The organism is Nocardia sp. NPDC051750 (assembly GCF_044453135.1).
Taxonomy (GTDB): domain Bacteria; phylum Actinomycetota; class Actinomycetes; order Mycobacteriales; family Mycobacteriaceae; genus Nocardia.
In genome coordinates this window covers 1,037,530-1,061,785 of record NZ_JBITCK010000003.1, presented here as the reverse complement: position 1 = coordinate 1,061,785, position 24,256 = coordinate 1,037,530, and the positions used below count along the sequence as shown (strand labels likewise).

General features: G+C 67.4%; 20 protein-coding genes and 2 pseudogenes. 12 read left to right on the top strand and 10 right to left on the bottom strand.

All coding sequences use genetic code 11. The annotated features are described in order from the left end of the window. Positions 1–5 precede the first annotated feature (5 nt). Complete coding sequence (locus tag ACIA75_RS18085; protein ID WP_397105155.1) at positions 6–989, bottom strand: TauD/TfdA dioxygenase family protein; 984 nt, start codon at positions 987–989, stop codon at positions 6–8. 328 nt (positions 990–1,317) lie between these two features. Here ACIA75_RS18085 and ACIA75_RS18080 point away from each other — a divergent pair, with 328 nt between their 5' ends. From ACIA75_RS18080 to ACIA75_RS18065, 4 genes are read left to right on the top strand one after another with little or no spacing between them, the layout of a single operon-like run. Next, positions 1,318–2,913 carry an ABC transporter substrate-binding protein gene (locus ACIA75_RS18080; protein ID WP_397105153.1) on the top strand — a complete coding sequence of 532 codons (1,596 nt, stop codon included), beginning with the start codon at positions 1,318–1,320 and terminating at the stop codon, positions 2,911–2,913. 2 nt (positions 2,914–2,915) lie between these two features. Continuing rightward, entirely contained in the window at positions 2,916–3,875 is a 960-nt protein-coding gene (locus ACIA75_RS18075) for an ABC transporter permease (RefSeq protein ID WP_397105151.1), read from the top strand. Then, positions 3,872–4,789, top strand: coding sequence for an ABC transporter permease (locus ACIA75_RS18070; RefSeq protein ID WP_397105149.1), 918 nt, complete (start codon positions 3,872–3,874; stop codon positions 4,787–4,789). The genes ACIA75_RS18075 and ACIA75_RS18070 overlap by 4 nt, the downstream gene beginning before the upstream one ends. After that, complete coding sequence (locus ACIA75_RS18065; protein WP_397105147.1) at positions 4,786–6,480, top strand: dipeptide ABC transporter ATP-binding protein; 1,695 nt, start codon at positions 4,786–4,788, stop codon at positions 6,478–6,480. The genes ACIA75_RS18070 and ACIA75_RS18065 overlap by 4 nt, the downstream gene beginning before the upstream one ends. Positions 6,481–6,607: 127 nt before the next feature. Here ACIA75_RS18065 and ACIA75_RS18060 read toward each other — a convergent pair whose 3' ends face one another. Further along, positions 6,608–7,903: an MFS transporter gene (locus tag ACIA75_RS18060; protein ID WP_397105145.1), complete on the bottom strand. Its 1,296-nt coding sequence runs from the start codon at positions 7,901–7,903 to the stop codon at positions 6,608–6,610. A gap of 54 nt (positions 7,904–7,957) precedes the next feature. Here ACIA75_RS18060 and ACIA75_RS18055 point away from each other — a divergent pair, with 54 nt between their 5' ends. After that, positions 7,958–8,953: a GlxA family transcriptional regulator gene (locus tag ACIA75_RS18055; RefSeq protein ID WP_397105143.1), complete on the top strand. Its 996-nt coding sequence runs from the start codon at positions 7,958–7,960 to the stop codon at positions 8,951–8,953. Positions 8,954–9,080: 127 nt separating this feature from the next. Next, entirely contained in the window at positions 9,081–9,578 is a 498-nt protein-coding gene (locus tag ACIA75_RS18050) for a VOC family protein (protein WP_397105141.1), read from the top strand. A gap of 161 nt (positions 9,579–9,739) precedes the next feature. Here the strand turns inward: ACIA75_RS18050 and ACIA75_RS18045 are convergent, their stop codons facing one another. Then, positions 9,740–10,657 (bottom strand): NADP-dependent oxidoreductase, encoded by a 918-nt coding sequence (locus ACIA75_RS18045; RefSeq protein WP_397105139.1) that lies wholly within the window; start codon positions 10,655–10,657, stop codon positions 9,740–9,742. Positions 10,658–10,736: 79 nt separating this feature from the next. Here ACIA75_RS18045 and ACIA75_RS18040 point away from each other — a divergent pair, with 79 nt between their 5' ends. Continuing rightward, positions 10,737–11,306, top strand: a complete 570-nt coding sequence (locus ACIA75_RS18040) for a helix-turn-helix domain-containing protein (protein WP_397105137.1) — start codon at positions 10,737–10,739, stop codon at positions 11,304–11,306. Between the two features lie 389 nt (positions 11,307–11,695). Here ACIA75_RS18040 and ACIA75_RS18035 read toward each other — a convergent pair whose 3' ends face one another. The 3 genes from ACIA75_RS18035 to ACIA75_RS18025 form a co-directional block, all read right to left on the bottom strand. Further along, positions 11,696–12,736: a phosphotransferase family protein gene (locus tag ACIA75_RS18035; RefSeq protein WP_397105135.1), complete on the bottom strand. Its 1,041-nt coding sequence runs from the start codon at positions 12,734–12,736 to the stop codon at positions 11,696–11,698. 173 nt (positions 12,737–12,909) lie between these two features. Further along, positions 12,910–16,194: a protein kinase gene (locus ACIA75_RS18030; protein ID WP_397105133.1), complete on the bottom strand. Its 3,285-nt coding sequence runs from the start codon at positions 16,192–16,194 to the stop codon at positions 12,910–12,912. Between the two features lie 69 nt (positions 16,195–16,263). Continuing rightward, positions 16,264–17,295, bottom strand: coding sequence for an NAD-dependent epimerase/dehydratase family protein (locus tag ACIA75_RS18025; RefSeq protein WP_397105395.1), 1,032 nt, complete (start codon positions 17,293–17,295; stop codon positions 16,264–16,266). 616 nt (positions 17,296–17,911) lie between these two features. Here ACIA75_RS18025 and ACIA75_RS18020 point away from each other — a divergent pair. Then, the gene (locus tag ACIA75_RS18020) at positions 17,912–18,757 is read left to right on the top strand and encodes an aldo/keto reductase (protein WP_397105393.1); all 846 of its coding nucleotides are present in this window, start codon (positions 17,912–17,914) and stop codon (positions 18,755–18,757) included. Positions 18,758–18,864: 107 nt separating this feature from the next. Here ACIA75_RS18020 and ACIA75_RS18015 read toward each other — a convergent pair whose 3' ends face one another. Next, the gene (locus tag ACIA75_RS18015) at positions 18,865–20,061 is read right to left on the bottom strand and encodes a GNAT family N-acetyltransferase (protein ID WP_397105131.1); all 1,197 of its coding nucleotides are present in this window, start codon (positions 20,059–20,061) and stop codon (positions 18,865–18,867) included. 333 nt (positions 20,062–20,394) lie between these two features. Then, a pseudogene (locus ACIA75_RS18010) lies at positions 20,395–20,649 on the bottom strand (LLM class flavin-dependent oxidoreductase); the annotation flags it as partial. Here ACIA75_RS18010 and ACIA75_RS18005 point away from each other — a divergent pair. The 3 genes and pseudogenes from ACIA75_RS18005 (at position 20,603) to ACIA75_RS17995 (ending at position 22,138) form a co-directional block, all read left to right on the top strand. Next, entirely contained in the window at positions 20,603–21,007 is a 405-nt protein-coding gene (locus tag ACIA75_RS18005) for an ABC transporter permease (RefSeq protein WP_397105129.1), read from the top strand. The pseudogene ACIA75_RS18010 and the gene ACIA75_RS18005 sit on opposite strands and share 47 nt — an antisense overlap. Beyond that, positions 21,004–21,822: pseudogene (locus ACIA75_RS18000) on the top strand (hypothetical protein); the annotation flags it as partial. The gene ACIA75_RS18005 and the pseudogene ACIA75_RS18000, both read left to right, overlap by 4 nt. A gap of 151 nt (positions 21,823–21,973) precedes the next feature. Then, a complete protein-coding gene (locus ACIA75_RS17995) occupies positions 21,974–22,138 on the top strand; it encodes a hypothetical protein (protein ID WP_397105421.1) in 165 nt (54 codons plus the stop codon). 38 nt (positions 22,139–22,176) lie between these two features. On the opposite strand, the gene ACIA75_RS17990 is transcribed toward ACIA75_RS17995, so the two are convergent. Continuing rightward, on the bottom strand, positions 22,177–22,341 hold the full coding sequence (locus ACIA75_RS17990) for a hypothetical protein (protein WP_397105419.1): 165 nt from the start codon (positions 22,339–22,341) through the stop codon (positions 22,177–22,179). A gap of 25 nt (positions 22,342–22,366) precedes the next feature. Between ACIA75_RS17990 and ACIA75_RS17985 the strand changes: the two genes are divergently transcribed. Continuing rightward, positions 22,367–22,894 carry a CGNR zinc finger domain-containing protein gene (locus ACIA75_RS17985; RefSeq protein WP_397105127.1) on the top strand — a complete coding sequence of 176 codons (528 nt, stop codon included), beginning with the start codon at positions 22,367–22,369 and terminating at the stop codon, positions 22,892–22,894. A 219-nt stretch (positions 22,895–23,113) separates the two neighbouring features. Here ACIA75_RS17985 and ACIA75_RS17980 read toward each other — a convergent pair whose 3' ends face one another. Beyond that, positions 23,114–24,253, bottom strand: a complete 1,140-nt coding sequence (locus ACIA75_RS17980; RefSeq protein ID WP_397105125.1) for an acyl-CoA dehydrogenase family protein — start codon at positions 24,251–24,253, stop codon at positions 23,114–23,116. Positions 24,254–24,256 lie beyond the last annotated feature (3 nt).

Here is a 24,256-nt window from a genome sequence, read left to right as displayed (position 1 = left end):
ATGGATCAGGCCGCGTAGAGGTCCAGCTTCGACGGCTGCTCGATGCCCGAGTAGTGGGACGCGTCCCCGGTGATGATGCGGCCGGTCTCCCCGGTGATGCTCACCGGAAGGTCGCCGGCCAGGGTGATGCGGTGCAGTTTCCGCTCCTGAACACCGAAATCGGCTATACCGTAATGCTGGGTCGCACGGTTGTCCCAGATCGCGACGTCGCCGAGACTCCAGTTCCAGCGGAAAGTGTTCTCCAGCTTGGTGATACGGGCCTGAAGGAGCTGGTACAGCGGGGCGAACTCGGCCGACTTCAAGCCGGAGAACTCCTTGACGAAGTGACCGAGCAGCAGGCTCCGCTCCCCGGTTTCCGGGTGCACGCGAACCACCGGATGGAGGGTCTGGTATTCCGTACTGGTGAACTCCTTCTGATGCGCCGCGCGGCGCGCCTGCGCCTTCGCGTCTTCGCCGTAGTTGGAGGTCACGTAATCGTAGAAGTTCGAGTGCGTCGCCCACAGGTTGTCGACCAGCGCCCGGAGCGGTACCGGCAGTTGTTCGTAGGCCGCGACCGTCGATGCCCAGGTCGTGGCACCGCCCCAGGTGGGAAGCGTCACCGCACGCAGGATCGACGCCTTGGGTATGCGGTCGACGAACGAGACATCGGTGTGCCAGCTGTTCGCGGCGCCCTCGATCGTGAGCAGCTGCGTGCCGCGCGAGGTGACCGTCGGGTGCGGCAGGGTCGGCTCCCCCAGGAGTTCGGCGAAGGCGTACTGGCTGTCGTCGTCGAGGTGATCCTGTCCGGTGAAGACCACCACCTTGTTCACCGCGAGAGCGAGGCGGATCGCCTCGACCTGTTCGGCCGGAAGATCGCCACCGAGCTGCACGTTGCCGATACGGGCACCGATGTATTCGCCGAGCTTGTCGACGGTGATCCCGGCAGCCCGGTAGACCTCCTGCGCGGCCTGATCACGATCGGCGTGGTTCTCAATGGGGGTGACGGTCATCGGTAAGTCCTTTTATCGAGTTCAGGTGATTGTTCGTCCCTGCATCCCGGCCGGGAATTCACAGCTGATCATGTAAACACCATCGGTGGCTCCGGCCGAGGTATCCACTCACGCTGAGCGAAATGCCGTTCAGGCCGCCGGATCGGCCGCACGGGCGTTGTGGCAGAGGAGTTTTCCCCGGCTCGGCAAAGATCCGCGTCGAAGGCCGAGTAGCAAACGATTAGATCCATGCTGAATCCAACCGGTTACAGAAACGCCGGATTGACGAATCATCCCAGGAGCGTCGCTGAGCCCGCGACGTTCTCGACCGCAGAAAGCAGCCGATCCCATGTTTCGACATCTACGCTCCCGAAGGCGCGGGATGCTCGTCCTGACGCTCGTCGCCGTCATCGGACTGAGCGCCTGCCGTAGCGCAGTCGATGCACAGCAGGACTCGGCCACGCCGGCGGGTCCGGTCGTGCGCGGCGGCGATCTCCGCGTCGGTGTACTCGGAGATCTGTCTCCGAAGACATTCATTCAGATTGCCAACCACGGGCTCAACGGCCATGTGCTGTCGAACGTTTTCGACACGTTGATCACCGTCGACCCGAAGTCTCCGGATCCCCGTCCCGGTCCGTCGCTCGCCACTTCGTGGACGCTCTCACCCGACGGGAGGACTCTCGACCTGAAGTTGCGCAACGACGTGACGTTCCACAGCGGTCGCCCGTTCACCTCGGCGGATGTGAAGAGCTCGCTCCTCGCCTATCTCGACGGACCCTGGGCCCCGCAGTTCAAGCGGACCGCGGCCGCGATCACGGACTACGATATCGGCGATCCACATCGCGTGGTCCTGTCGTTGAAGCATCCGCTCGGCAATATCTTCGACCTCCTCGACTCGGCCCCGATCCTGGACGCCGAGAGCCTCGACGAGTTGAAGGCCGGCAAGAAGTTCATCGGCACCGGTCCGTTCAGGTTCGATTCGTGGACACCGAACTCGTCGGTGCGGATCGTCCGGAACGACGACTACTGGGGCGGTCCGCCGCCCCTGGATGCCGTCACTTTCGTGATCGCGAGCGACCCGAAGTCGCTGTACACGCGGCTGCGCACCGGCCAGCTCGACGTGGTGGACGGCCTCAGCAACAACGATCAGCAGATCGCCACGCGCCGTTACGGTTTCGTGGATATTCCGCTGACCGGCGCGGAGGCCCAGCAGTACGTCGGCGTCAACGTCGCCAACCCGGTTCTCGCCGATGTCCGGATCCGTCGTGCCATCGCCTTCGCCGTCGACCGCGAGCGGATCATCGACGACGTATTCCGGGGCTCCGGATACCCGATCAATGTGCCGTGGCCCAAGACCTCTCCCGCCTACGACGCGCAGGCGAACACCACCTATACGCGCGACGTCGATCGCGCGAAGAAGATCCTCGCCGAGGTCGGTCCGCTACCGCCGATCGACCTGGACTACGGGACCACGGGCGACACCTCACGCATCGTTGCCGAGATCGTGCAGTCCAACCTCGCGGATATCGGGCTCACCGTGAACCTGGTCCCCAACGACAAGACGGCCCATTCGGCCAAGCTGATCGGCGGCACCTTCAAGGGCCTGTGGATCCTGGAACACGCCTTCGCCCAGTACACACCGTCCACGCTGGCGGTGTCGGCATACCCGTTCAACGCGGCGAAGAACGCATCGAACTTCATCAGTCCGGAATACGCGGATGCGGCCGAGACCGCGTGGAAGACAGCGGATCCGGCGTCTCCGGAGGCCATTGCCGCCTACCGCCGCCTCGACAAGGTCTGGCTCGAGGATCTGTTCCTCATCGAGCTCGGTGTCGTGATCCCGCGTGTCACCAGTGCCCCCGGTGTCCGCGATGTGGGCTGGGACCGCCGCGTCCAGCTGCACTTCGCGAAGACCAGCCTGACCGATCCCGAGGGGAGGTCATAACAATGACCGGTTACCTGCTCCGGCGGATCCCGACGGCAGTCGTCGTCCTGTTCGCCGCATCGCTGCTCATCTTCTCGGTCCTCCGGCTCATCCCCGGCGGACCCGAGGTGGCCCTCGCCGGGCCGGATGCCGGGCCGGAGGCGCTCGCGGCAATCCGCCACGACCTCGGACTGGACCGCGGATTCTTCGTGCAGTACTTCTCGTGGCTCGGTTCGGTGCTGACCTTCGATCTGGGTACCAGCTACCAGGTCGGCGGCAGTATCGGTGATCTCGTCACCTTCGGCCTCCGCAACACGCTCATCCTGACGGCAGCGGGTGTGGCCTTCGCGATCGTCTTCGGTCTGGCGCTGAGCCTGGCGGCCACCATTCGCCCGAACCGAGTGCTCGACGCGGTGCTCACCGGGGTCAACGCCGTCGCGATCGCCTTGCCCACCTTCGTCGTCGGCACCCTGCTCATCGTCGGGTTCGGCATCAGCTGGCGGCTGCTGCCCGCGGGCGGCGCCCCACCGGCCGGCCTCACCGACGATCTGTGGATCTCCGCCCAATACCTGCTGCTGCCCGCGGTCACCCTGGGGCTTCCGGCCGGCGCGATGCTCGCCCGCTTCCTCACCGAGGCCTTGCGCACCGAACTCGAACAGCCATATGTGATCACCGCGATCGCCACCGGTGCGTCGCGCCGGGACGTGGTGCTCAAGCACGCTCTGCGCAACGCACTGCCGTCGACGATCACCGCGTTCGGCCTGATCATCGGCACGCTACTGGGCGGCGCGGTCCTGGTCGAAGCCATCTACGGCTGGCCCGGCCTCGGCCTGCTCACCGAAGAGGGCATCTCCTCGCGGGACTATCCCCTCGTCCAGGTCCTGATCCTGATCTCGGTCGCGGTCTTCGTGCTCATCCAACTCATCGCCGACATCGTGCATGCCTGGCTCGATCCCCGAATCCGATTGGCGGGCAACCGATGACCACCATCACCCAGCCGGTAGACCAGCAGCCGGCAGACGATATCGAACCCGGGCTGCTCCCGGAATCACCGGCCGACCGCGACGAGCGCAACCCCCGCCGGTCCGTGTTCCGCAGCTTGTTCCGCGGGTCCGGCCTCGTCGGTTCGATTCTGGTGCTCGGCGTTGTCCTCGCCGGACTGATCGGACCGCTGCTCGTCTCGTGGGAACCACAGCAGCAGATCGACGGCGCCTACCTGCTGGCACCCAGTGGCGATCACCTGTTCGGCACCGACGACTTGAGCCGTGATGTCCTCGCCCGTGTTCTCTCCGGCATCCAGGTGAACCTGCTGATCATCGCGATCGCCGTACCCATCGGTGCGGCCATCGGCACGCTCGCCGGGCTCCTCTCGGTGTCGATCCCGGGGCTGGACGGCATCACCCAGCGTGTCTTCGATGTGATCCTCGCTTTCCCCGCGATCGTCCTGGGTATCGCCCTCACCGCGATCCTCGGACCCGGCGCGGTCACCGTCGCCGTCGTCATCGCCATCGCCGAAATCCCCACCTTCGGCCGACTCGTCCGCACTTCGGTGCTCCGCGTCCGCGAACAACCGTATGTCGAAGCAGCCCGGGTGAGCGGTGCGGGCACCGGCCGCATCCTCGCCAAGCATGTGCTGCCGAACTCGGTCGAGGCGCTCTTTGTCCAGTTCGCGCTCTCACTGTCCCTCGCGGTTTTCATCGAAGGGGCCATGGGGTACCTGGGGATCGGCGTCGTACCGCCCACGCCATCACTCGGTGGCCTGGTCGCGGCGGGTAACAGCTACCTGGAGAGCAACCCCTGGTTCGCCATCGGGCCACTGATCGTCATCTCGGCCCTCGTCCTGGGCCTCTACCTGATCGCCCAGTCGATCGCCGACGACCGGAGGAACCATCGATGACCGCGCCGAGCATTCACCCGTCCACCGCCGAGCCGGCGGACACCGATGTCCCGGCTCTGGTCATCGACGATCTGCATGTCGGGTTCGACTATCCGCGCCCGGCCGTCGCGGGCATCAGCCTGCGGGTCCGGCGCGGCGAGATCGTCGCCCTGGTCGGTGAATCCGGGTCGGGCAAAACCATCACGGCGCGCGCCGCGATCGGGCTGCTTCCCGCCGGGGCCACCGCGACGGGTTCGGTTCGCGTGGAAGGCGTCGAAGTCCTCGATCGCAGCGAACAGGAACTCACCCGGATCCGCGGCAAGCGGGTCGCGATGATCTTCCAAGAGCCGCAGACTGCACTGAATCCGTCGCAGACGATCGGCTGGCAGTTGCGTCAGGCGCTCACCCGGCATCGCAAGCTGTCGCGTGCCGACGCACGCGGGCGGGCAGTGGAATTGCTGAAGCTCGTCGAGATCCCGGATCCGCAGACTCGCGTCTCGTACTACCCGCACCAGCTGTCCGGTGGTCAGAAGCAGCGCATCGTGATAGCGCTCGCGCTGGCGAGCGATCCGGCGCTGCTTCTCGCCGACGAGCCGACGACCGCGCTCGACGTGTCGGTGCAGCGGGAGATCCTGGAACTCCTCGTCCGGCTGCGCGACCGGACCGGAGCGGGCATCCTGCTGATCACCCACAATCTCGGCGTGGTCGCCGAGATCGCCGACCGGGTCGTCGTCGTACATCTCGGCGAGACGATCGAAGAGGGCGACGTGCACAGCGTTTTCGCTGCTCCGAAGGAGCCGTATACGCGGCAGTTGCTCGCCGCGGTCCCGCGCCTGGACACGACGGTCCGCGGCGGCCACGAGGTCGCCGTCGCGGCGGAGACGGGCCGGCTCGACGGCCAGGTGCCGGCCGTCGAGGTCGACCTCGTCACCGTGCGCCACCCGGGCCGGTTCGGCGCTCCCCCGCATACCGCCCTCTCGGAGGTGTCGCTTCGGGTGGCGCCCGGCGAAGTGCTCGCCGTGGTCGGCGAATCCGGTTCGGGCAAAACGACTCTCGGCCGCGCGATCGGCGGGTTGCTGCCCCTGGCCGCCGGCCGCATTCTCGTCGACGGCAACGACCTGTCGCAGCTGTCCCGAACAGAGCTCAAGCAGGTGCGCCGGCGCATCGCTTTCGTGCCCCAGGACCCGACCGCGTCGCTCGATCCACGCTGCACCGTCGCCGAGTCGATCCGGGAACCCTTGGAGGTCCAGAACATCGGGAATCGGCGGTCCCGCGCGCAGCGTGTCGCCACACTACTGACGGCGGTCCAGTTGCCCACCGCGTTCGCGTCCCGGCTGCCCCACGAACTATCGGGCGGTCAGCGCCAGCGGGTGGCCCTGGCTCGCGCGTTGTCGGCGAACCCGCACTTGCTCATCGCCGACGAGCCGACCAGTGCGCTCGACGTCTCGGTGCAGGCACGCGTGCTCGAACTCTTCGCCGACCTGCAGGCGGAGTTCGGCTTCGCCGGGCTGTTCATCAGTCACGATCTCGCCGTGGTGCGCCGAGTGTCCGACCGCGTCGCCGTGCTGAAATCCGGCCGGCTCGTCGAGACAGGTGACGCAGACACCCTCTTCGCCGGACCCGCCACCGACTACACCCGCGATCTGGTGGCCGCCGTCCCCGTACCCGACCCGGATCGCCGCCGGACGGGAAGGCCTGCGGTACCGGCCTGACACGGGTTCGACCAGCCGCAACCACCCGGCGAATCGGAAAGACGTACCTTCCCGGGCCCGTGGAAACCCGATCACCGTGTGCCGCGACCATGCCGGACGGGAGCGGCGAGAATGCGTCGATACTCGGCTAGGTTGTCTCGGCGATGGGCTTCGGCATCCGGATTCCGGCGCACAGGAGTGCGGCGACCACACACAAACCGGAAGCGACGAAGAAGGCGATATCGTAGGAGCCGTTCGCATCCCGGACATACCCCGCGCCGAACGCGGCCACCGCGGCACCGAGCTGGTGGGCGGCGAACACCCAGCCGAACACCACCGGCGTCGACGCCCCGAACCAGGCCCGGCAGATCGCGATCGTCGGGGGTACCGTCGCCACCCAGTCGAGACCGTAGAACACAATGAACACCCAAGTACTCGGCCCGGCCTGCGGTGACAGCAGGGCCGGTAGTACGAGCAGCGACGCACCTCGGCCGAGGTAGTAGACCACCAGCAGGAGGCGGGCATCCACGCGATCGGTGAGCCAGCCGGAGAAAATCGTGCCGGCCACATCGAAGATGCCGACCGTGGCCAGCAGCGAGGCCGCCAGTGTCGTGGGCATGCCGTGGTCGTGGGCGGCGGGGATGAAGTGGGTCCCGATCAGGCCGTTCGTGGTCATACCGCAGATGGCGAAACTTCCCGCGAGCAACCAGAAGGCCGGCACCCGGGCGCCCCGGAACAGTCCGCTCGCCGCCGCCCCGAAGCTGCCGTTGGGTAGTGGTTCCGCGGGGGCGCCCGGATCGCCGCCGTAGGCCGTGACGCCGATATCACCGGGTCGATCGCGGATGAACAGCAGGACGAAAGGGATCACGGCCAGTGCCGCGGCGGTCACGATGAGGGAGGCCCAGCGCCAGCCGAGGCGATCGGTCGCCTCCGCGACCACGGGCAGGAAGATGAGCTGGCCCGTCGCGCTCGCCGCGGTGAGCACACCCGTGACCAGTCCGCGCCGGGCGACGAACCATCGCGTCGAGACGGTGGCCACGAAACCCATCGAGATCGAGCCGGTGCCGAGCCCCACCAGAACACCCCACAGCAGGACCATCTGCCAGCTCGCCGTCATGAACACACCCACGCCGGTTCCGGTCGCGATCAGCACGAGCGCTCCGGTGAGGATCGGCCGCACGCCGAACCGGTCCATCAACGCCGCCGCGAACGGCGCGGTGACACCGAACAGCACCATGTTCACCGACATCGCGGCGCCGATGGTCGCATGCGACCAGCCGAACTCGCCGTGCAGCGGCGTCATCATGACGCTCGGCACCGCCCGGAAGCCCGCCGCCCCCAGGATCGCCACAAAACTGACCCCGGCCACGATCCAGGCGTAGTGCAGGCCCGCCCGCCGACCACCCCGGCCCGGTGTCGCGCGGACATCGATATCTGTCTTCACGAGAATCCAGCATCCGGTAGCACGCACCGGACTACCAGTGGCAGAATCGACAATATGCATGAAAATCATGCCACCAACGGCGAGCGTCCGCGCCCACATCGTGTCGCGGTCTTGCTGCTGGAGCCGGTGGTCGGTTTCGACGCGACCATCCCCCCGCTGGTGTTCGGACAGGCCACCGACGACCACGGCACACCGCTCTACGAGGTCGTGACCTGCGCCCTCGAACCCGGTCCGGTCCGCGCCACGTCCGGGTACTCCCTCGTCGCCGAGGTGTCGGCCGACGTGCTCGCCTCCGCCGATACCGTGATCGTGCCGGGGACCAAATTACTTTCAGCGCGGCACACCGGTGAACTCACCGCGGAGGTCGCCGCCGCCCTGGCCACGATTCCGGCCGGTGCCCGCACCGTGTCCATCTGCACCGGCGCTTTCGTGCTCGCCGCCGCCGGCCTGTTCGACGGCCACCGTGCGACCACCCACTGGCGATACGCCGACGATTTCCGCCGCCTGTTCCCAGCGGTCGACCTCGACGAGTCCGTGCTCTTCGTCGACGAAGGAAACCTGCTCAGCTCGGCCGGCCTGGCCGCCGGTATCGACCTCTGCCTGCACATCATCCGGCGCGACCACGGGGCCACTGTCGCGAATCGGGTGGCCCGCTACTGTGTCGTGCCCCCGTGGCGCGAAGGCGGACAGGCCCAGTTCATCGAGCACCACGTACCCGACCACGACGAACGGAGTACGGCGGCCACCCGGGCCTGGGCCCTGGCCCACCTGGCCGAACCGCTGAACGTCTCGGTGCTCGCCGCGCGGGCCCGGATGAGCCCGCGCACGTTCAGCCGCCGGTTCCGGGCCGAAACCGGAATATCGCCCGGAGCCTGGATCCGCGACCGCAGAATCGACCGCGCCCGAGAACTGCTGGAATCCGCCGATCTCTCGGTCGACGAGGTGGCGGAGATCTCCGGACTCGGCTCGCCGGACAACCTCCGCCACCATATGCGGCGCGGTCTCGGAATGTCGCCGTCGGCATACCGGAAAACGTTCGCCGGAACATGAGTCGCGACCCCCGAGCCCATCCACCGCTGCCCGAAGGACGCTGCCGCCACCTGCGGGCGGTCGGCTCCCACCACCCCCGAGTCACCGACTCCGCCCACCCTTGTGGACGGACAGAAAGGATCGCGATATGACCGTGCGCCGGCTCAACCACGCCGTTCTCTACATCCGTGACCTCGACCGCGCCGTCGACTTCTACACCGGCACCCTGGGATTCGACATCGCCCATCACATCCCCGGCCAGGCCGCTTTCCTCCGCGCTGCCGGTTCCGAAAACGACCACGACCTCGGACTTTTCGCCCTCGGCAACGACGCGCCGAGCCCACCGCCCGGCGTCGTCGGCCTGTACCACCTCGCCTGGGAGGTCGGTACGCTCACCGAACTCGCGGAGACCGGACGCCGGCTGACGGCACGCAACGCTCTCGTCGGCGCCTCGGACCACCTCATGTCCAAGTCCTTCTACGCGAAAGACCCGGACGGGAACGAGTTCGAGGTGATGTGGCGCGTCCCCCGCGCCGACTGGCCCGACACCGACGATATGCGTCCCCGGCCCTTGGATCTCGAGGCGGCCATCGCCCACTGGGGCGCCGACCTGACGACGGGCGCCGCCGCCGGTTCGGCGACCTGATCCACTTCCCTCGGCGCAGTCAGCCTGTCGCGCTGAGCAGCGCACTGTCCACGGCGGCGTGCGCGAATTCGATTGTCAAGGTCCCGGTGAGTTTGGGGAGCAACAGCCGGATTTGACGTCCTCCCCACCCTGAAGGGTGGAGATTCCTACCAGCCGCCGCGTCACAGCGTGACAACGATCTTGCCGTGGACGTGGCCCCCGGCTTGTACTGTCACGGCCTCGCGGATCTGCTCGATCGGGAAGGTCGCGGCTATCGGCACGGTGAGTGTGCCGGCCAGGATCGCCTCGGTTATTCGCACGGTGGCCTGCGGGTCCGCGTCGAAGCCGCCGGTGGCGTGCACGCCACCGGCCGGGTCGGGGCCGGCGGCGATGGCGGAGATGCGCCCGGGCGGTACGCCGAGTGCCAGCGCGGCCTCGGTCGTTTCGGTACCGAACAGGTCGGTGGCCGCGGTGAGGCCCTCCGGCGCCAGGGCCCGCACCCGGTCCGCCAGTCCGGGGCCGTAGGCGACGGGTTCGGCGCCGAGCTTGCGCAGGAACGAGAATGTACTTTCCGAGGCGGTCCCGATCACCCGGGCACCCGCGAGCCGTGCGAGCTGTACGGCGAACACTCCGACCCCGCCCGCGGCACCGCCGATCAGGACGGTATCGCCGGGCCGCAACTCGATGGCCGCAAGTGCGGCGGAGGCGGTCAGACCGGCCACCGGGATTGCCGCGGCCACCTCGTCGCTGATGCCCTCCGGTGTGTGCCAGACCGATTCGGTCGCCCCGAGCACCACGAAATCGGCGGCGGCTCTGGCCTGTGCGCCGCCGTAGACGCGCTCGCCGACCGCGAACCCGGTAGTACCGGCCCCGATCTCGTCGACGATCCCGGCGAAGTCGTAACCGAAACCGGCGGGCAGGGTGATACCGAACCCGGCCGCCAGTTCGGGTCGCGCGGTGATACCCCAGTCCATGGGGTTCAGGCTCGAGGCCGTGACGCGGACGCGGATCTCGCCCGGTCCGGCATGCGGTTCCGGCACCTCACGCAACTCCAGTACCTCGGGACCGCCGAACGTTTCGTAGACAACAGCGCGGCTCATGAAATTCTCCAACAGTGCGATGGGACTTGGTCCCATCACTGTAGCTCAGTGACGAGACAAAGTCCCGTACTCTGTTCCCATGGCCCGCTGGCAACCCCATGCATCCGAGCGACTCGCTACCGCTGCCCTCGAACTGTTCGAACAGCAGGGCTACGACAACACGACCGTGATCCAGATCGCCGAGCGCGCCGGACTCACGAAGAGCACCTTCTTCCGGCATTTCCCGGACAAGCGGGAGGTGCTGTTCGGTGGCGGAGCAGTGACCGGGCTGATCGCCGAAGGCATCGCAGCGGCGCCGGCCGGGGCCGGTCCACTCGACATGGTCGCGTATGTGCTGGAGGCGACCGGAAGGGAAGTCTTCACCGCCGACCGCCACGATTTCGGCACCCGGAGATCGGCGGTGATCGCCGCCAACCCGGAATTACGCGAACGCGACGCACTGAAGGGACTCCGCCTCACCGCGGCGATGAGCGAGGCGCTCGAGCGCCGCGGCATTCCCGGCCTGACCGCGCGGGTAGCCGCCGAGCTCGGCGTGCTCGCCTGGAAGCTCGCCTACGAGCGCTGGAGCGATGAGGCCAACGGCGACAGCTTCGCCGAACTCGGGCGCCAGGCACTCACCGAGGTACGAGCGGCCACCGCCTTGTGCTGACGACACGCAAGCTCGACCGCATTTCGGGCAGGACGCAGTAGTCGCCGACGCCCACGGCTCCAGCGCAGAGAGCCGGCGTTCAGTGCTGCCCACCCGACACCACCCGCATGGACCTCGCGATCTTCTCACTGGCCATTCTGATCATCGCACTGGCCGCGTACCTGGAAGCACCCACCCGCTGATCCACCGCGCATCGGCCACCGGCAGCAATCTCCTGCAACGTGGTGACCATCCCGGCCGGCTGACGTCGAGGGTGGCAACAACGCTGCCGGCGGCCCGGACGACCGACAAGCAGTTCGAGGCGTCGGGCCCGGCCGCCACCGGCCGAGCGCATCATTCACCCAGCGCGCGCACAGGTGAGGAGTTGCGCGTGTGTGCCGCTGCTTGTTTCAGCCGATCAGTACCGCACGCGCAGCTTCGGCGAGCCGGGCGGGGCGCTCCGACAGTTCCGTCACATCGATATCCTGTTCACCCATCACGCCGGCGCGAAAACGCGCCGCCACACCTTCCGCGATGGCTGCCAGCCGCCACAGCGCGAAGGCCTGGTAGTAGGGCAGATCGTCGAGGGACCGGCCGGTGGCATCGACGTAGCGTGCGAGCACCGTGTCGATATCGAGGTAGCCCGCGGCGGGGTCGGGAGCCCAGCCGAACGGTTCGGCCGAGGTCCAGGCGGCGGTGAGCCAGCCGATATCGGCCAGGACATCGCCGACTGTCCACAACTCCCAGTCCAGCACCGCCCGGACGGTTCCGTCGGTCCCGATCAGCAGATTGCCCGGACGGAAGTCGCCGTGGGCGATCCCGGTCCAGCGCTCACCCGGCATCCGGCGGGTGAGGAGGTCGTGGACCTCCCAGAGGGGTCCGGGCCCGACACCTCCGGCGGTGAGCTGCCGATGCCAGCGGCGCAGCTGGCGTTCCAGATAGCTACCGGGCCGGCGCAGCTCGGCCAGCGGCCCGATGGTGGTATCGACGGCGTGGACGGCCGCGAGGGTATCGACGATATGGCGGGAGGCGTCGGCGCGGCTCTCCCGGGGGATGGCGGCGGCCGATGCGGCATCGTCGGGGACGGTACCGTCCACGTACTCCATAACGTAGAAATCGGCGCCGGTCACGGCGTGATCGGTGCAGCAGGCCAGGACCGGGGGAACGGGAACCGGAGTGCCGGCGAGCAGGTCGAGGATCCGGAACTCGCGTACGACATCATGGGCGGAGGCGAGGACATGTCCGGTGGGCGGGCGGCGCAGGACCCAGCGGGCACCGGATTCGTCGTGGACGCGGTAGGTGAGGTTGGACCGGCCGCCGGTGATCAGATCGAACCGCAGGGGTGGCGCGGCCGTGGGGACGTGTTCGGCGAACCAGGCGGTGACCCGCTCGATGTCGATACCGGCGGCGACGCTCGGGGCTGCCGGTAGGTCGCTGTCGTCATGGGTCATCGAATTGCCGCTCCTCGGGTTCTGCCACCGGCGCCGTACTGCGTGGCGGCCCGTGCCCGACCAGTCTGCGTCATATGAGACGTTTTTCGCTAGTGCTCCATATTTAGTGGCTCGCGAGCAGCAGGGTCATGGCATCACGATCTGCCTTGCCAGTAACCTCACAACTCCTCGAGTCACGGCCGGGGGCCGCTCCGGTCGGTTTCATCCACTATCCAGGCCGCAATTCGGGTGCGGGACGTGAATCCCAATTTGGTGAGGATATGTTCGACATGACCTTGGGCGGTACGCGGTGAGATGAACAGCTCGGCGGCGATCTGCTTGTTGCTCAGGCCTCGGGCAACAAGGTGGGCGACCTGCCGTTCACGCCTGGTCAACGTCGTGGTCGAACCTTTTTCCGCTGCCGCATCGGCCGGCGCTTCACTCAGTGCGTACGCTCTCGCAGCGGCAGTATCCATTGCCTGACCTCGCTGGAATGCCCTCATGAATTTCGTTGTGCCCAAAGCAGTTCGCGCCGATTTCTCACATTCCGCATGGAAGCGTGAGAAATTGGCGAAGACACTGGTAAGGCTGCTTCGCACCGGCCAGATTTCGCGGGCGGCACCCATGAGGACCGCCGCTCGCTCGGTATCGTGGCAATCGTTGGCGATCCATGCCATCGCCTCCAGTCCGAATGCCACCGCGATCGGACTGTCCAGAGGCTGGTCGATGCGCAAGCTTCGGTGGATGAGCTCTTGCGCACGGCTCACCTCACCGCGCCGCCATTCGGCCACGCCCATGCTCCGCAATGCCACCGAACGGTAGAACAGTTCACCGCACTCTTCGGTGATGGCGATCAGATTTCTTTGATGCTCGATCGCTTTCGTTGTGTCGCCGCGCAGTTCATAGGTCCAGCCGAGCGCGTTCAAGGCGTGGATATGGAGGTGCCCTGTCCTGTCCGCGCTGTACACGTCGATGGCACGTTCCAAGTAGGTGGCAGCACGCTCCGGTTCGCTGTGGGCGACTGCCAGGGCGCCCGAAGCATGGTCCATCTGCGCCCGCAACATCGGTGTGGGAGAGTGTTCGGTCAGCTCCCGCCCCTCGCGCAGCAGCATGTCCGCAGACTGGAAGGCGCCTTGCATCGCCGCCAGCTGGCTGCCGACACGGAGCGCCTTCACACGGTCGGGTATCGATCGCGCGCCGGGATGTGCGAGCACGCGTTCTATCCAAGTCCGTCCCTCGCCGTACAGGCCACGAAAAACCCAGAACTCCCACAACGCCGAGGCGGTCTGCAAACCCGCTTCGCCCGCCTCCTCGGTATCCTCGGACAGGCAGTATTCGAGCGCCTCCCGCAGGTTGGGTTGCTCACGTCCGAGCCGGTCGACCCACTCCGGCTGCTCACGACTGATCCAGCCGGCTTCCGCCGTCAGCGCCAACTGCCGATACCAATCGCGATGCCGGCGCCGCAAGTCAGGATATTCACCGGATTCCTGCAGCTTCGACCGGCCGTAAGCCCGCAGGACCTCCAGCATCCGGAACCGTACGACCGAACCCGCTTCTTCCCGGACCACTATCGACTTGTCCACCAGCGAAGACAGCGCATCGAGAAAGCGGTGTGGCGCCAGATCACCGGTGCACACTTGTTCTGCGGCCTCCAGTTCGCAGCCACCCGCGAACACCGACAGCTGGGCCCACAGGCGCTGTTCGGTGACAGAACACAAGTCGTAACTCCAGTCGACGGACAGCTCCAGTGATCGTTGCCGGGCCGGCGCGGTCCGGACGGCGCTGGTCAGCAGCGCGTACCGATCCCGCAGCCGGTCCAGGATCTGCTGCGGCGACATCGTGCGCAGTCGAGCCGCGGCCAGCTCGATCGCCAACGGCAACCCGTCCAACCCGGCGCAGATCTTGGTCACCGCCTCCTTGTTGTTCTCGTCGAGCTCGAATCCTGGTACCGCTGCCGCGGCACGCTCGGCGAACAAGGTCACCGCGTCGAAGCGGGGCAGCCCCTGCAGGGACGGGTCACGATCGGGATCCGGAACTCCCAATGGTGATACCCGCAGGACCGCTTCCCCGGCAGTGTTCAGCGGCTCCCGGCTCGTGACGATCAACCGCACCCCCGGACAGGACCGCAGGAGCGTTTCGTTCAGCTCCGCGACACCGTCGATGACCTGGTCGCAGTTGTCCAGGACGAGCAGCGTCTCGCGCGAACTCAGGTAGTCGACCAGAATCTCCAGGAGGGGCCTCGCCGAGTCGTCCCGTAGACCGATGGTCGCCGCCACCGTACCGACCAGCAGCGATGAGTCGGTCACATCGGCCAGTTCGACCAGCCACACCTCTTTCGCGAAATCGCGCCGAGCTTGCGCCGCGGCCCGCAACGCCACACGTGTCTTACCGACACCCCCGGTCCCGGTCAGCGTCACCGAACGAGATCCGGACAGATGACTCTTCACTTCCGCCAACTCGGCGCGGCGGTCGACGAGACCGGTCAGCTCCAGCGGCAGATTGCCACCTCCCTTCCGGCCGACCGCCGCCGGCCGGCGCCTGCCGCGCACCGGGTTACTGCGGACCTCGGGTTCGGGAGGCGGATCTGTCGACAGCGCGATCTCGTTCGTCGAGAACCCGCGGCGACGCTGCACCTCCCGAATGGACTCACCCAGGGCTGCCGCCGAAGGACGCGCGCGGCGATCCCGGCTCATCGCCGCCTCCACCAGATCCGATACATCGTCGGCGATACCGCTGTCCCGCAGGTCGGGCACAGGTTGGGTGGTGATCCGCAGGAACTGCGTCACCACATTCTCGTCGCGCCGACGTTCGAAGGCGGCATGTCCGGTGAGCGCGGAGAACAGCGTCGCCCCGAGCCCGTAGACATCGGCCTCGGGCGTGGCCGCCGCACCCTCCAGCACCTCCGGCGCGGTATACGCGGGCGAACCGGTCAACGTTCCCTCGGTCGTCCGGAATCCGCCGCCGATATGCGCGATGCCGAAATCGGTCAATGCCGGTTCGTTGTACTCGGTGAGAAGGATATTTCCCGGCTTCACATCTCGATGCACGATGCCGAGGCGATGCACGGTCTCGAGGGCACCGGCGATTTTCATTCCGATCCACAGAACATTTTCCGGAGACAGCGGCCCACGGCGCCGGATCCAGGCTTCGAGGGAATCCAACGGGTGATACGGCATCGCGAGATAGGGACGCCCGTCGGCGACCGAGCCCACCTCGAGTACGATGACAATGTTCGGATGCCCGGTCACCCGGCCCATCGCCCGCTGCTCCCGAAGAAACCGGGCCCGATTGTCCTCATCCAGATCCGCGGTCAGCACCTTCACAGCCACAGTCCGGTCCAGCGCTACCTGCCTACAACGGTAGACGACCCCGAATCCACCCCGGCCGATTTCCACCGCATCCGCGAATCCGACCGCAGCCAATTCCGTGAGGAGCGTCGTCGTCTCACGCTGGGTCCGCAGCCCATCATCACCGGCCATCGCCGAATCCGGCCGGACAAATCTCTTCGCGCGCGATAGGGGTCATGCGTTTGCCTTTCGGTAGCTTCACTATATCGCCGGACGACGAGGAGGTGTCTCGGCAGAACTGTCTCGTCCGCGACGGCGGGTGGTGAAGAAAAGCGCGGCGTCGCGGATCGCCTCCTCGATCGGTCGCGGCCGCCAGCCGAGTTCCCGTTCGGCTTTCCGATGATCGAGCGGGGTCATGATATGCATCAGACGCATCGTCACCCGGGTGATCCGACTGTCCCGGCCGCGGACGCGCGCGACCAACTCGCCCAGGATTCCGGCCACCGGCAGCACCGCACGCGGTATTCCGTACTTCGGCGGAGCCGCCCCGGTCACCGATGCGGCGATCTCGAGCAGGTCGCGGGTACTGCGGAAACCCGCGGAAACGATATAGCGCTCCCCGACTCGCCCACGCTCCCCCGCCAGCACCAAAGCCTCCGCCGCATCACGGATTCCGACGACCTCCGCGCCGACACCCCGCACATAACACGGCAGTTTCCCGCGCGCGGCCATCGCGATGAAGGCGCCGTGTGGTGTGGGCAGATAGTCACCGTCGCCGTACGTGTTCGCGACACACATGGCAACCACGGGCAACCCGCGCTCGCGTGCGTATCGCAGGACGAGTTCCTCCGCCTGGACTCGGGACTGCACGTAGGCGCCGCCGGCGCGGGCCCAGTTGTGCGGCCCGGTCGTTTCGTCGAGCACGTCGGCACCGATGGGCAGCGTCGCTACGGAACTGGTGAACACGAAGCGCCGCAGGCCGGCCTCGACCGCCACCTCCAGCACCGTGTTCAGACTCGTCACATTGGTGTGGAACAGCGGTGCCGGGTCGCGTAACCACGGCCGGGCGTCGACGACGCAGTAGTACACGATGTCGCAGCCTTGCATGGCTGCCCGCAGCGACTGCGCGTCCTCGATACTCCCGGTGACGATCTCCACGTCCAGGTCCTGCAGGGCGCGCAGCGAGCTGGACTCGCGGACCATTACCCGGACCTGCGCCCCTCTGTCCACCAAACGGCGGGTCACATGCGAACCGAGGAACCCACTCGCGCCGATCACCAGTTTGCGGGCCACCGGATCCCGGTCGCCATCGGCTGCCGTCACCGGATCGCCGATCGGAGCCTGCCCACCGTCCCCGACGGGCAATGCCGCTGCCGCGTGACGAAACCGGTCATCGTCGACCACCTCAGTTCGTTTTCCTACGCTCGGCGGACCAGCACTGATCGCCGCCCCGGCCAAGAACAGTAGGCAAACCATGGACACCTGTCCACGCCCTTGTCCAACCCCCACTTGCTGTAGCTGAGGAAATCGCCGAGGTCATCGCCTTCACGCCGGTCCGGCCCCGGCACCTCGCCCTCAACGAGATCCTGCTGCGCGCCGCCGGCCGGCTCGGCCGACACCGGAACCCAGCGACCCGGACCTGTGCGTTCGGCGTCCTCCGCACCGAGATCATGGTGCAGGGCAGGGACACCACGCCGTGCGACGGCCGAGAACTCGCGGAAATCACGCGAGGTGCTTGTGCGCCCTGCCACGGTCCGGGAGGGTGGAAAGCCGACGTCTGCGCCCCAGCTTCCCCGAACGATCGAAAAGCGACGCGATGGCCCTCAGGCGAGGGAACCGGATCCAGGCCCCGTCCGAGAAACCGAGGAGCACACCCGTGGATACTTTCACTCTCAACAACGGCGTCACGATGCCCGCCCTGGGATTCGGCGTCTACCAGACCCCACCGGACGAGACAATCGCCGCGGTGAGCGCGGCATTGGCGACCGGCTACCGCCATATCGATACCGCGGCGGCATACGGCAACGAACGCGAGGTCGGCGAGGCGATCCGCCACTCCGGGATCGCCCGGGACGAGGTCTTCGTCGAAACCAAGATCTGGATCAGCGATTACGGCTACGACGAGACCCTGCACGGCTTCGACAAATCCGCGGGGAAACTCCGGATCGACCGGATCGACCTGCTGATCCTGCACCAGGCACTACCGGGCGAGTTCGACCGGACCGTGCAGGCGTACAAGGCGCTGGAAAAGCTGTACACCGACGGCCGGGTGCGCGCGATCGGCGTCTCCAACTTCATGCCCGAGCACCTCACCCGGCTGCTCGCCGAGACCGAGATCGTGCCCGCGGTGAATCAGATCGAGGTGCACCCCTACTTCCGGCAGTCCGAACTGCTCGCGGTCGACACCGAGCACGGCATCCTCAATCAGGCCTGGTCACCGATCGGCGGTATCACCTTCTACCGGGACGGGACGCACGGATCCACGCTGGCGGACCCGGTGATCGGCGAGATCGCCACAGCGCACGGTAAGTCACCCGCTCAGGTGATGCTGCGGTGGCATCTGCAGCAAGGACGTCAGGCGATCCCGAAATCGGTGCGGCCCGCCCGGATCGCGGAGAATTTCGATATTTTCGACTTCGAACTCACCGCCGGGCAGCTCGACGCTATCGACGGCCTCGACACGGGAGTCCGGGGTGGCCCCGAGCCTGCCGCCATCACCCTCGAGCAATTCGGCATCGAGATTCCCGAAGCGTGAGTTCGCCCGGGAAGTGGAACCGCTGCGGTCGGTCCGGCTCGAACCGCTCGAACTGAGTTCGGCCGGCCGTCCCTGGGCAAACGATAGTTTGCCGACCGGACACGTTGTCAGAAATACGTCCCGCTGAACGGGTGATCCTCCACCGCGAACAGCACGTCGGCCGCGGCCGCGGCGCCGGGCCGGTGCTCGGTGACGCGGCCCGCCAATGTCAGGTGGCGCCACGGGGTTCCGCCCAGATAGGCGGCCGCGAGTGTGGCGATATCGGTGGTGAGGTCGGCGGGGTCGTCCACCACCGACGCTCCGTCCTGGGTGATCCGGTAGGTCGCGGTGTTGGCCGGGAGGATCGGATCGGTGATTCCGAGGACCACCGGTGGGCCGGGGTTGTAGGCGCGCCGGTTCAATGCGGCCGGTGCGTCGATCAACCGCAACCAGGTCTCGTCCCGGATCTCGGTGACCGCCACCGCCCGCTCGTCGGTGAGCAGATGCCGCAGCGGCGCATCGGGGGCGGCCGCCGGAATCACCACGGAATCGACGATATCCGCGGCGAGCACATGCCGGAGCAGCCCGGCGTAGGCCGCATCGGTGGTGGCGATCAGATCGTCCACCACCATCGTGCGCTGCGGGCTGCGCGACCACTCGGCGGATTCGACCCCGCGGTATCGGACGAAACCATCCTCCGAGGCGGGGTCACCGTGCACGGCCACATGCCCCTGGCCGCGCATCAGTTGCTGTAGCCGCCACCATTGCGCCGGCCGGTCGATCGCTCCGACCCAGGAGACCCCGGCGGTGGCGTAGATCTTGGCGGGGACCTCCCAGGCGTCGGCGGGCGCGAGTAGCCGCACCGGCCCGGCCGCCGGCACGGTATCGCGGAAACGGGCACGACGCCGATCTATCTCGAGGCGCGCCGCCGACCCGGCGATGCCGTACCCGAACCGCTCGTAGATCCCGCCCTGGGTGGCTCGCAGCGAGGCGACGATCTCGCCCCGCTCCGCGATATCGGCCAGCTGGCGGCGCAGCAGGGCCGTCACGACTCCCTGGCGGGTATGGGTGGGCAGCACCCCGACATGGGTGACCGCCGCATGCGGTAGCCGTTCCCCGCCCGGCACCACCAGCCAGCTCGTATAGGAATTGGCCGTCCCGATCAGTTCGCCATCGGACCGGGCGCCCAGGGTCCGGCCCGGCTCGTTCAACCCGTCCGCGGCCTCGGCATCGAGCTGCGGTACCCCGATCATCGCGGTGCGGAATACCTGCTGCGCGGTGCGCAGGTCCGCGGCGTCGGTCAGTATTTCGATATCGGCGGGCATGGTCAACGCTCCGGTTTCGGGTCGGTCGTATATCTGCGATCAGTTCACCAGGCGGTCGAGCGATGCCGGGGCCCGCCCCGCCGGGCGACGGGCCGGCCCACGCATCTGCTCCTGCGGCATATGGGGCGTGGTCACCGAAACATCGATGGCTCGCCACTGTTGCTCGAGCCGCCTCGGACCGGAACGGCGACGCAACGGATGCCCGGTTCGTTGTCGTCCAGAACCAGGGCCACCCCGGTCGTGACGCCGCAGACCCGGCGGCGCATGGGCCTGCGAGGCATGACCCCGACCTCCGGTGGCTGCACGTCGTGTGTCGATGCGCAACCACCGGATTTACACCGCGACCTGCTCGTTCGTGGATGCGGGCAGCGGTGGCAGCTCCAGATTGTCCCGGAAGGTCTCGCCGACATAATAGGTGCCGATGATATCCCGGCGGCGCAACTCCGGTAGGAGACCGTTGGTGACGAAATCACGGGTGCGCGGGTCGTCCAGGCCGCCCAGGGAGATGATGTCCAGAACGCCCGCACGGTAGCGTTCCTCGATGGCGTCGGCCAGTTGTTCCGGAGTGCCCGCCGCCGACCAGTGGCCGGCCGCGTTCCCGCCCATCGCGATCGCCAACGGTGTCGCGGGGGTCCGGCAGGACTATCTCGATGCCGCCCGTTCGCTGGGCGCCGGTCGCGGGCAGGTGGTCATCCGGGTAGTGCTCCCCGCGACCCTGCCCGAGGTGATCGGCGGTATCCGCATCGCCACCGCGTTCGCCTGGACCACCGTAGTCGCCGCCGACGGCATACCCGGGATCGGCGGGCTGGCCTATATCTCCGGAACACAGCTGGACACACCGCTGACCATCGCCTGCATCATCGTGATCGGCTGCGCGGCACTGGTTCTCGATTCGGTCATCAAATTCGCCGGTGACGCGGCGGTTCCCTGGAAGGGCAAGGTATGACACGCACACTGCGTACTGTTCTGGCGTTGGTCCTGGCTCTCGCCGCCGCCGGATGCGTGGAGTCCGGTCGCGGCGATACCGGCGCGCAGAGCGGCGCGGCCTGCCCGTTCGAACCGGATACCGGGATCACCGCCACGGCGCGCCTTGCTTATCAGGCGATCCCCAACGCGGACCTGTACGTCAAAGACCGGGGTCTGCTCGAGGCGTGCCTGCCGAACGCGACGATCACCTGGACTCAGTTCGCCTCCGGCGCCGATGTGGTGCAGGCGTTCGGCGCGGGCAGTATCGATATCGGCACTCTCGGATCCAGTCCGGCCACGAAGGCGGTCTCGGCGCCGCTGAATCTGCCTCGCCCGGATACAGCAGCTCGAGGAGAGTGCGCCGTGACCAACGCCGTCGGCCCCCGCGCCGTTTTCGGAGTGATCGTGCCGAGCACGAATACCGTTGTCGAACACGACTATTGGCGAGCGAACCTGCCCGGCATCAGTTACCGCGCCGGCAGCATGTACATCCCGGAACCGGTCATGGGCAACGATGCCGATTTCCGCGCCCTGCTCGGCCAGATCCGCGCCTCCATCGATACCGCGGTGCGCGATGTACTCAGCGCCGAACCCGACCGGATGGTCATGGGGATGTCCGCGGAAACCTTCTGGGGTGGCGTGGCCGGTAACGAATCCTTCGAGCGGCGGCTGCGCGAACGCACCGGGTTGCCGGTCACCACCGGCGCTTCGGCCTGCCGTGCGGCCATGCACGAGCTCGGCTGCCGCCGTATCGCGGTCTTCTCGCCTTATCAGCCGGTCGCCGACAAGGAAGTCGGCCGGTTCTTCACCGAAGCCGGTTTCGAGGTCACCGCCATCACGGGATTGCGGTGTCCGACCGCCCAGCAGATTCGCCCGGGAAACCCCCGAACGGATCCGGCAGGTCGTCACCGAGATCGACAGCGCCGACGCCGAGGCCATCGTCCAGGTGGGCACCAATCTGTCCTTCGTCGCACAAGCCGACAACCTGGAGGCCGAGCTCGGCAAACCGGTCGTCGCGATAAATACCGCCACTCTGTGGCATGCACTCCGCGAACACGGCTTCGACGACCGGGTCGCCACCGGGGCCGGGACTCTCCTACGGGAACACTGAACTCAGCGGACCACGAGCCGGCCCCCGCTATACCCGCGTCACCCGCGCGCGTCGGCGAAATCGTTCTCACCGGGAGCCGCCGTCACCGCATCGGCCTCACTCACCAGCCACTGCCCGCAGACACAGCGCCAGTAACGTACCGCGCCGTGTTCGGACAGCAGGGTCGGTGCGGGCCAGGCGCATGCGGAGCAGGTGACTGTCATATCCCGAGTCTGATGTAATGGTTCTATGCATTTCAACCCTTACGGGGGTCTGGCTGCCGAACTCGCGGTCCGGCTCGTCAACGCGGACCCCGATCAGGACCTCGCCGCGCTGCTGATCGACGCCGGATACAAGCCGGTCGGCGTCGTCGACCCCCGGCAGGCCGCCGAGCTGCGGCGGTGGACCGGCCGCCTCACCGAGGTCTTCCGCACACCCGGCGTGGACCTGCTCAACGCCCTCCTTGCCGAGACCACGAGTCGCCCGCACATATCGACACACGACGGGCGGGCCCCACATCTGCACTACGCCGCGGTGGAGGCCCCGATCGATGAACGGGTCAAGGCCTACACCGCCGCCGGGCTCGCGGAGCTGTTCTGTACCGCCCCCGACCGGATCGGGCTGTGCGCACGGCCCGGCTGCGCCCTGGTGTTCGTCGACACCTCACGCAACGGGCGCCGGCGCTTCTGTTCCGATCGGTGCGCCAACCGGGTCAACGTCGCCAGGCACCGGGCACGATCCACTCGCCCACAGATGGCATCGCCGGCGCGAGCATGACCGCCGAGACGCGCCGCCGGGCGAATTCTGTCCGCCACATCGTCGACCCGGCGCACCGCCGGGCGAACTGCAGAGCTCGAACGACGACGCCTCGGGCTGTTCGACGAGTAGGACTCGTTCGTCCCACACCCCTACGAGTAGGACTCGTTCGTCCCACACCCCTCGGACAGGCCGGCGGCGCGAATCGCCGGCCGCGAGGAGCGACGGCCGGGCGGCGTTTCAGCGCGCGAGGTGACGGCTGATGACCAGGCGCTGGATCTGGTTGGTGCCCTCGAAGATCTGGGTGATCTTGGCTTCCCGCATATACCGCTCGACCCGGAAGTCCCGGGTGTAGCCGTACCCGCCCAGGACCTGGACGGCATCGGTGGTGACCTTCATCGCCGCGTCGGTGGCGACGAGTTTGGCCACCGAGGCATTCCGCGAGTACGGCAGCCCCGCGTCCCGGCGCCGCGCCGCGTCGAGGTAGGTCGCGCGGGCAGAGTCCACCGCCGCCGCCATATCGGCGAGCAGGAACCCGAGGCCCTGGTGATCGATGATCTTACGGCCGAACGCTGTTCGCTCTCCGGCGTAGGCGACGGCTTCGTCGAGCGCCGCCTGCGCGAGCCCGACCGCGACCGCGGCGATCCCGAGACGGCCGGAATCCAGTGCGCTGAAGGCGATCTGCAGCCCTTGCCCCTCGGCGCCGATACGGCGTTCGGCGGGAATATGGGCATTGTCGTAGTGCGCGGAGGTGGTCGGCACCGCGTGCAGACCCATCTTCTCCTCCGGTTTGCCGAAACTCAGCCCGTCGGTGTCCGCGGGTACCAGGAAGCAGGAGATCCCACCGGAACCCTCACCGGTGCGGGCGAAGAGGTTGTAGAAGTCGGCGATACCGCCGTGGGTGATCCAGGCCTTGGCGCCGTTGATCCGGTACCCGCCGGCCTCGGCGGTGGCTTTGCACGCGAGCGCGGCGGCATCGGAGCCGGCCTGCGGTTCCGACAGGCTGTACGCGCCGATCGTGGTGCCGCTCAGCATCTCCGGCAGCCACCGCTGTTTCTGCTCGTCGGTACCGAAGGCCAGCAGCGGATGACACGCCAGACTGTGCACACTCACCGCGACCGCCACCGCGGCCCAGCGTGCGGCGATCTCCTCGAGTACCTGCAGATACACCTCGTAGGGCTGTCCCCCGCCGCCCCACTCCACCGGGTACGGCAGGCTGAGTAGTCCGGCCTCCCCCAGCAGGGCGAACACGCCCTCCGGGTAGGTCTCCGCCTTTTCGTGCTCGTCCACGATGGGCGCCAGCACCTTGTCGGCGATATCGCGGGTGAGCTGGATGAGATCCCGTGCCTCGCCGGCGGGCAGGAGTCGATCGACAGCCACAGG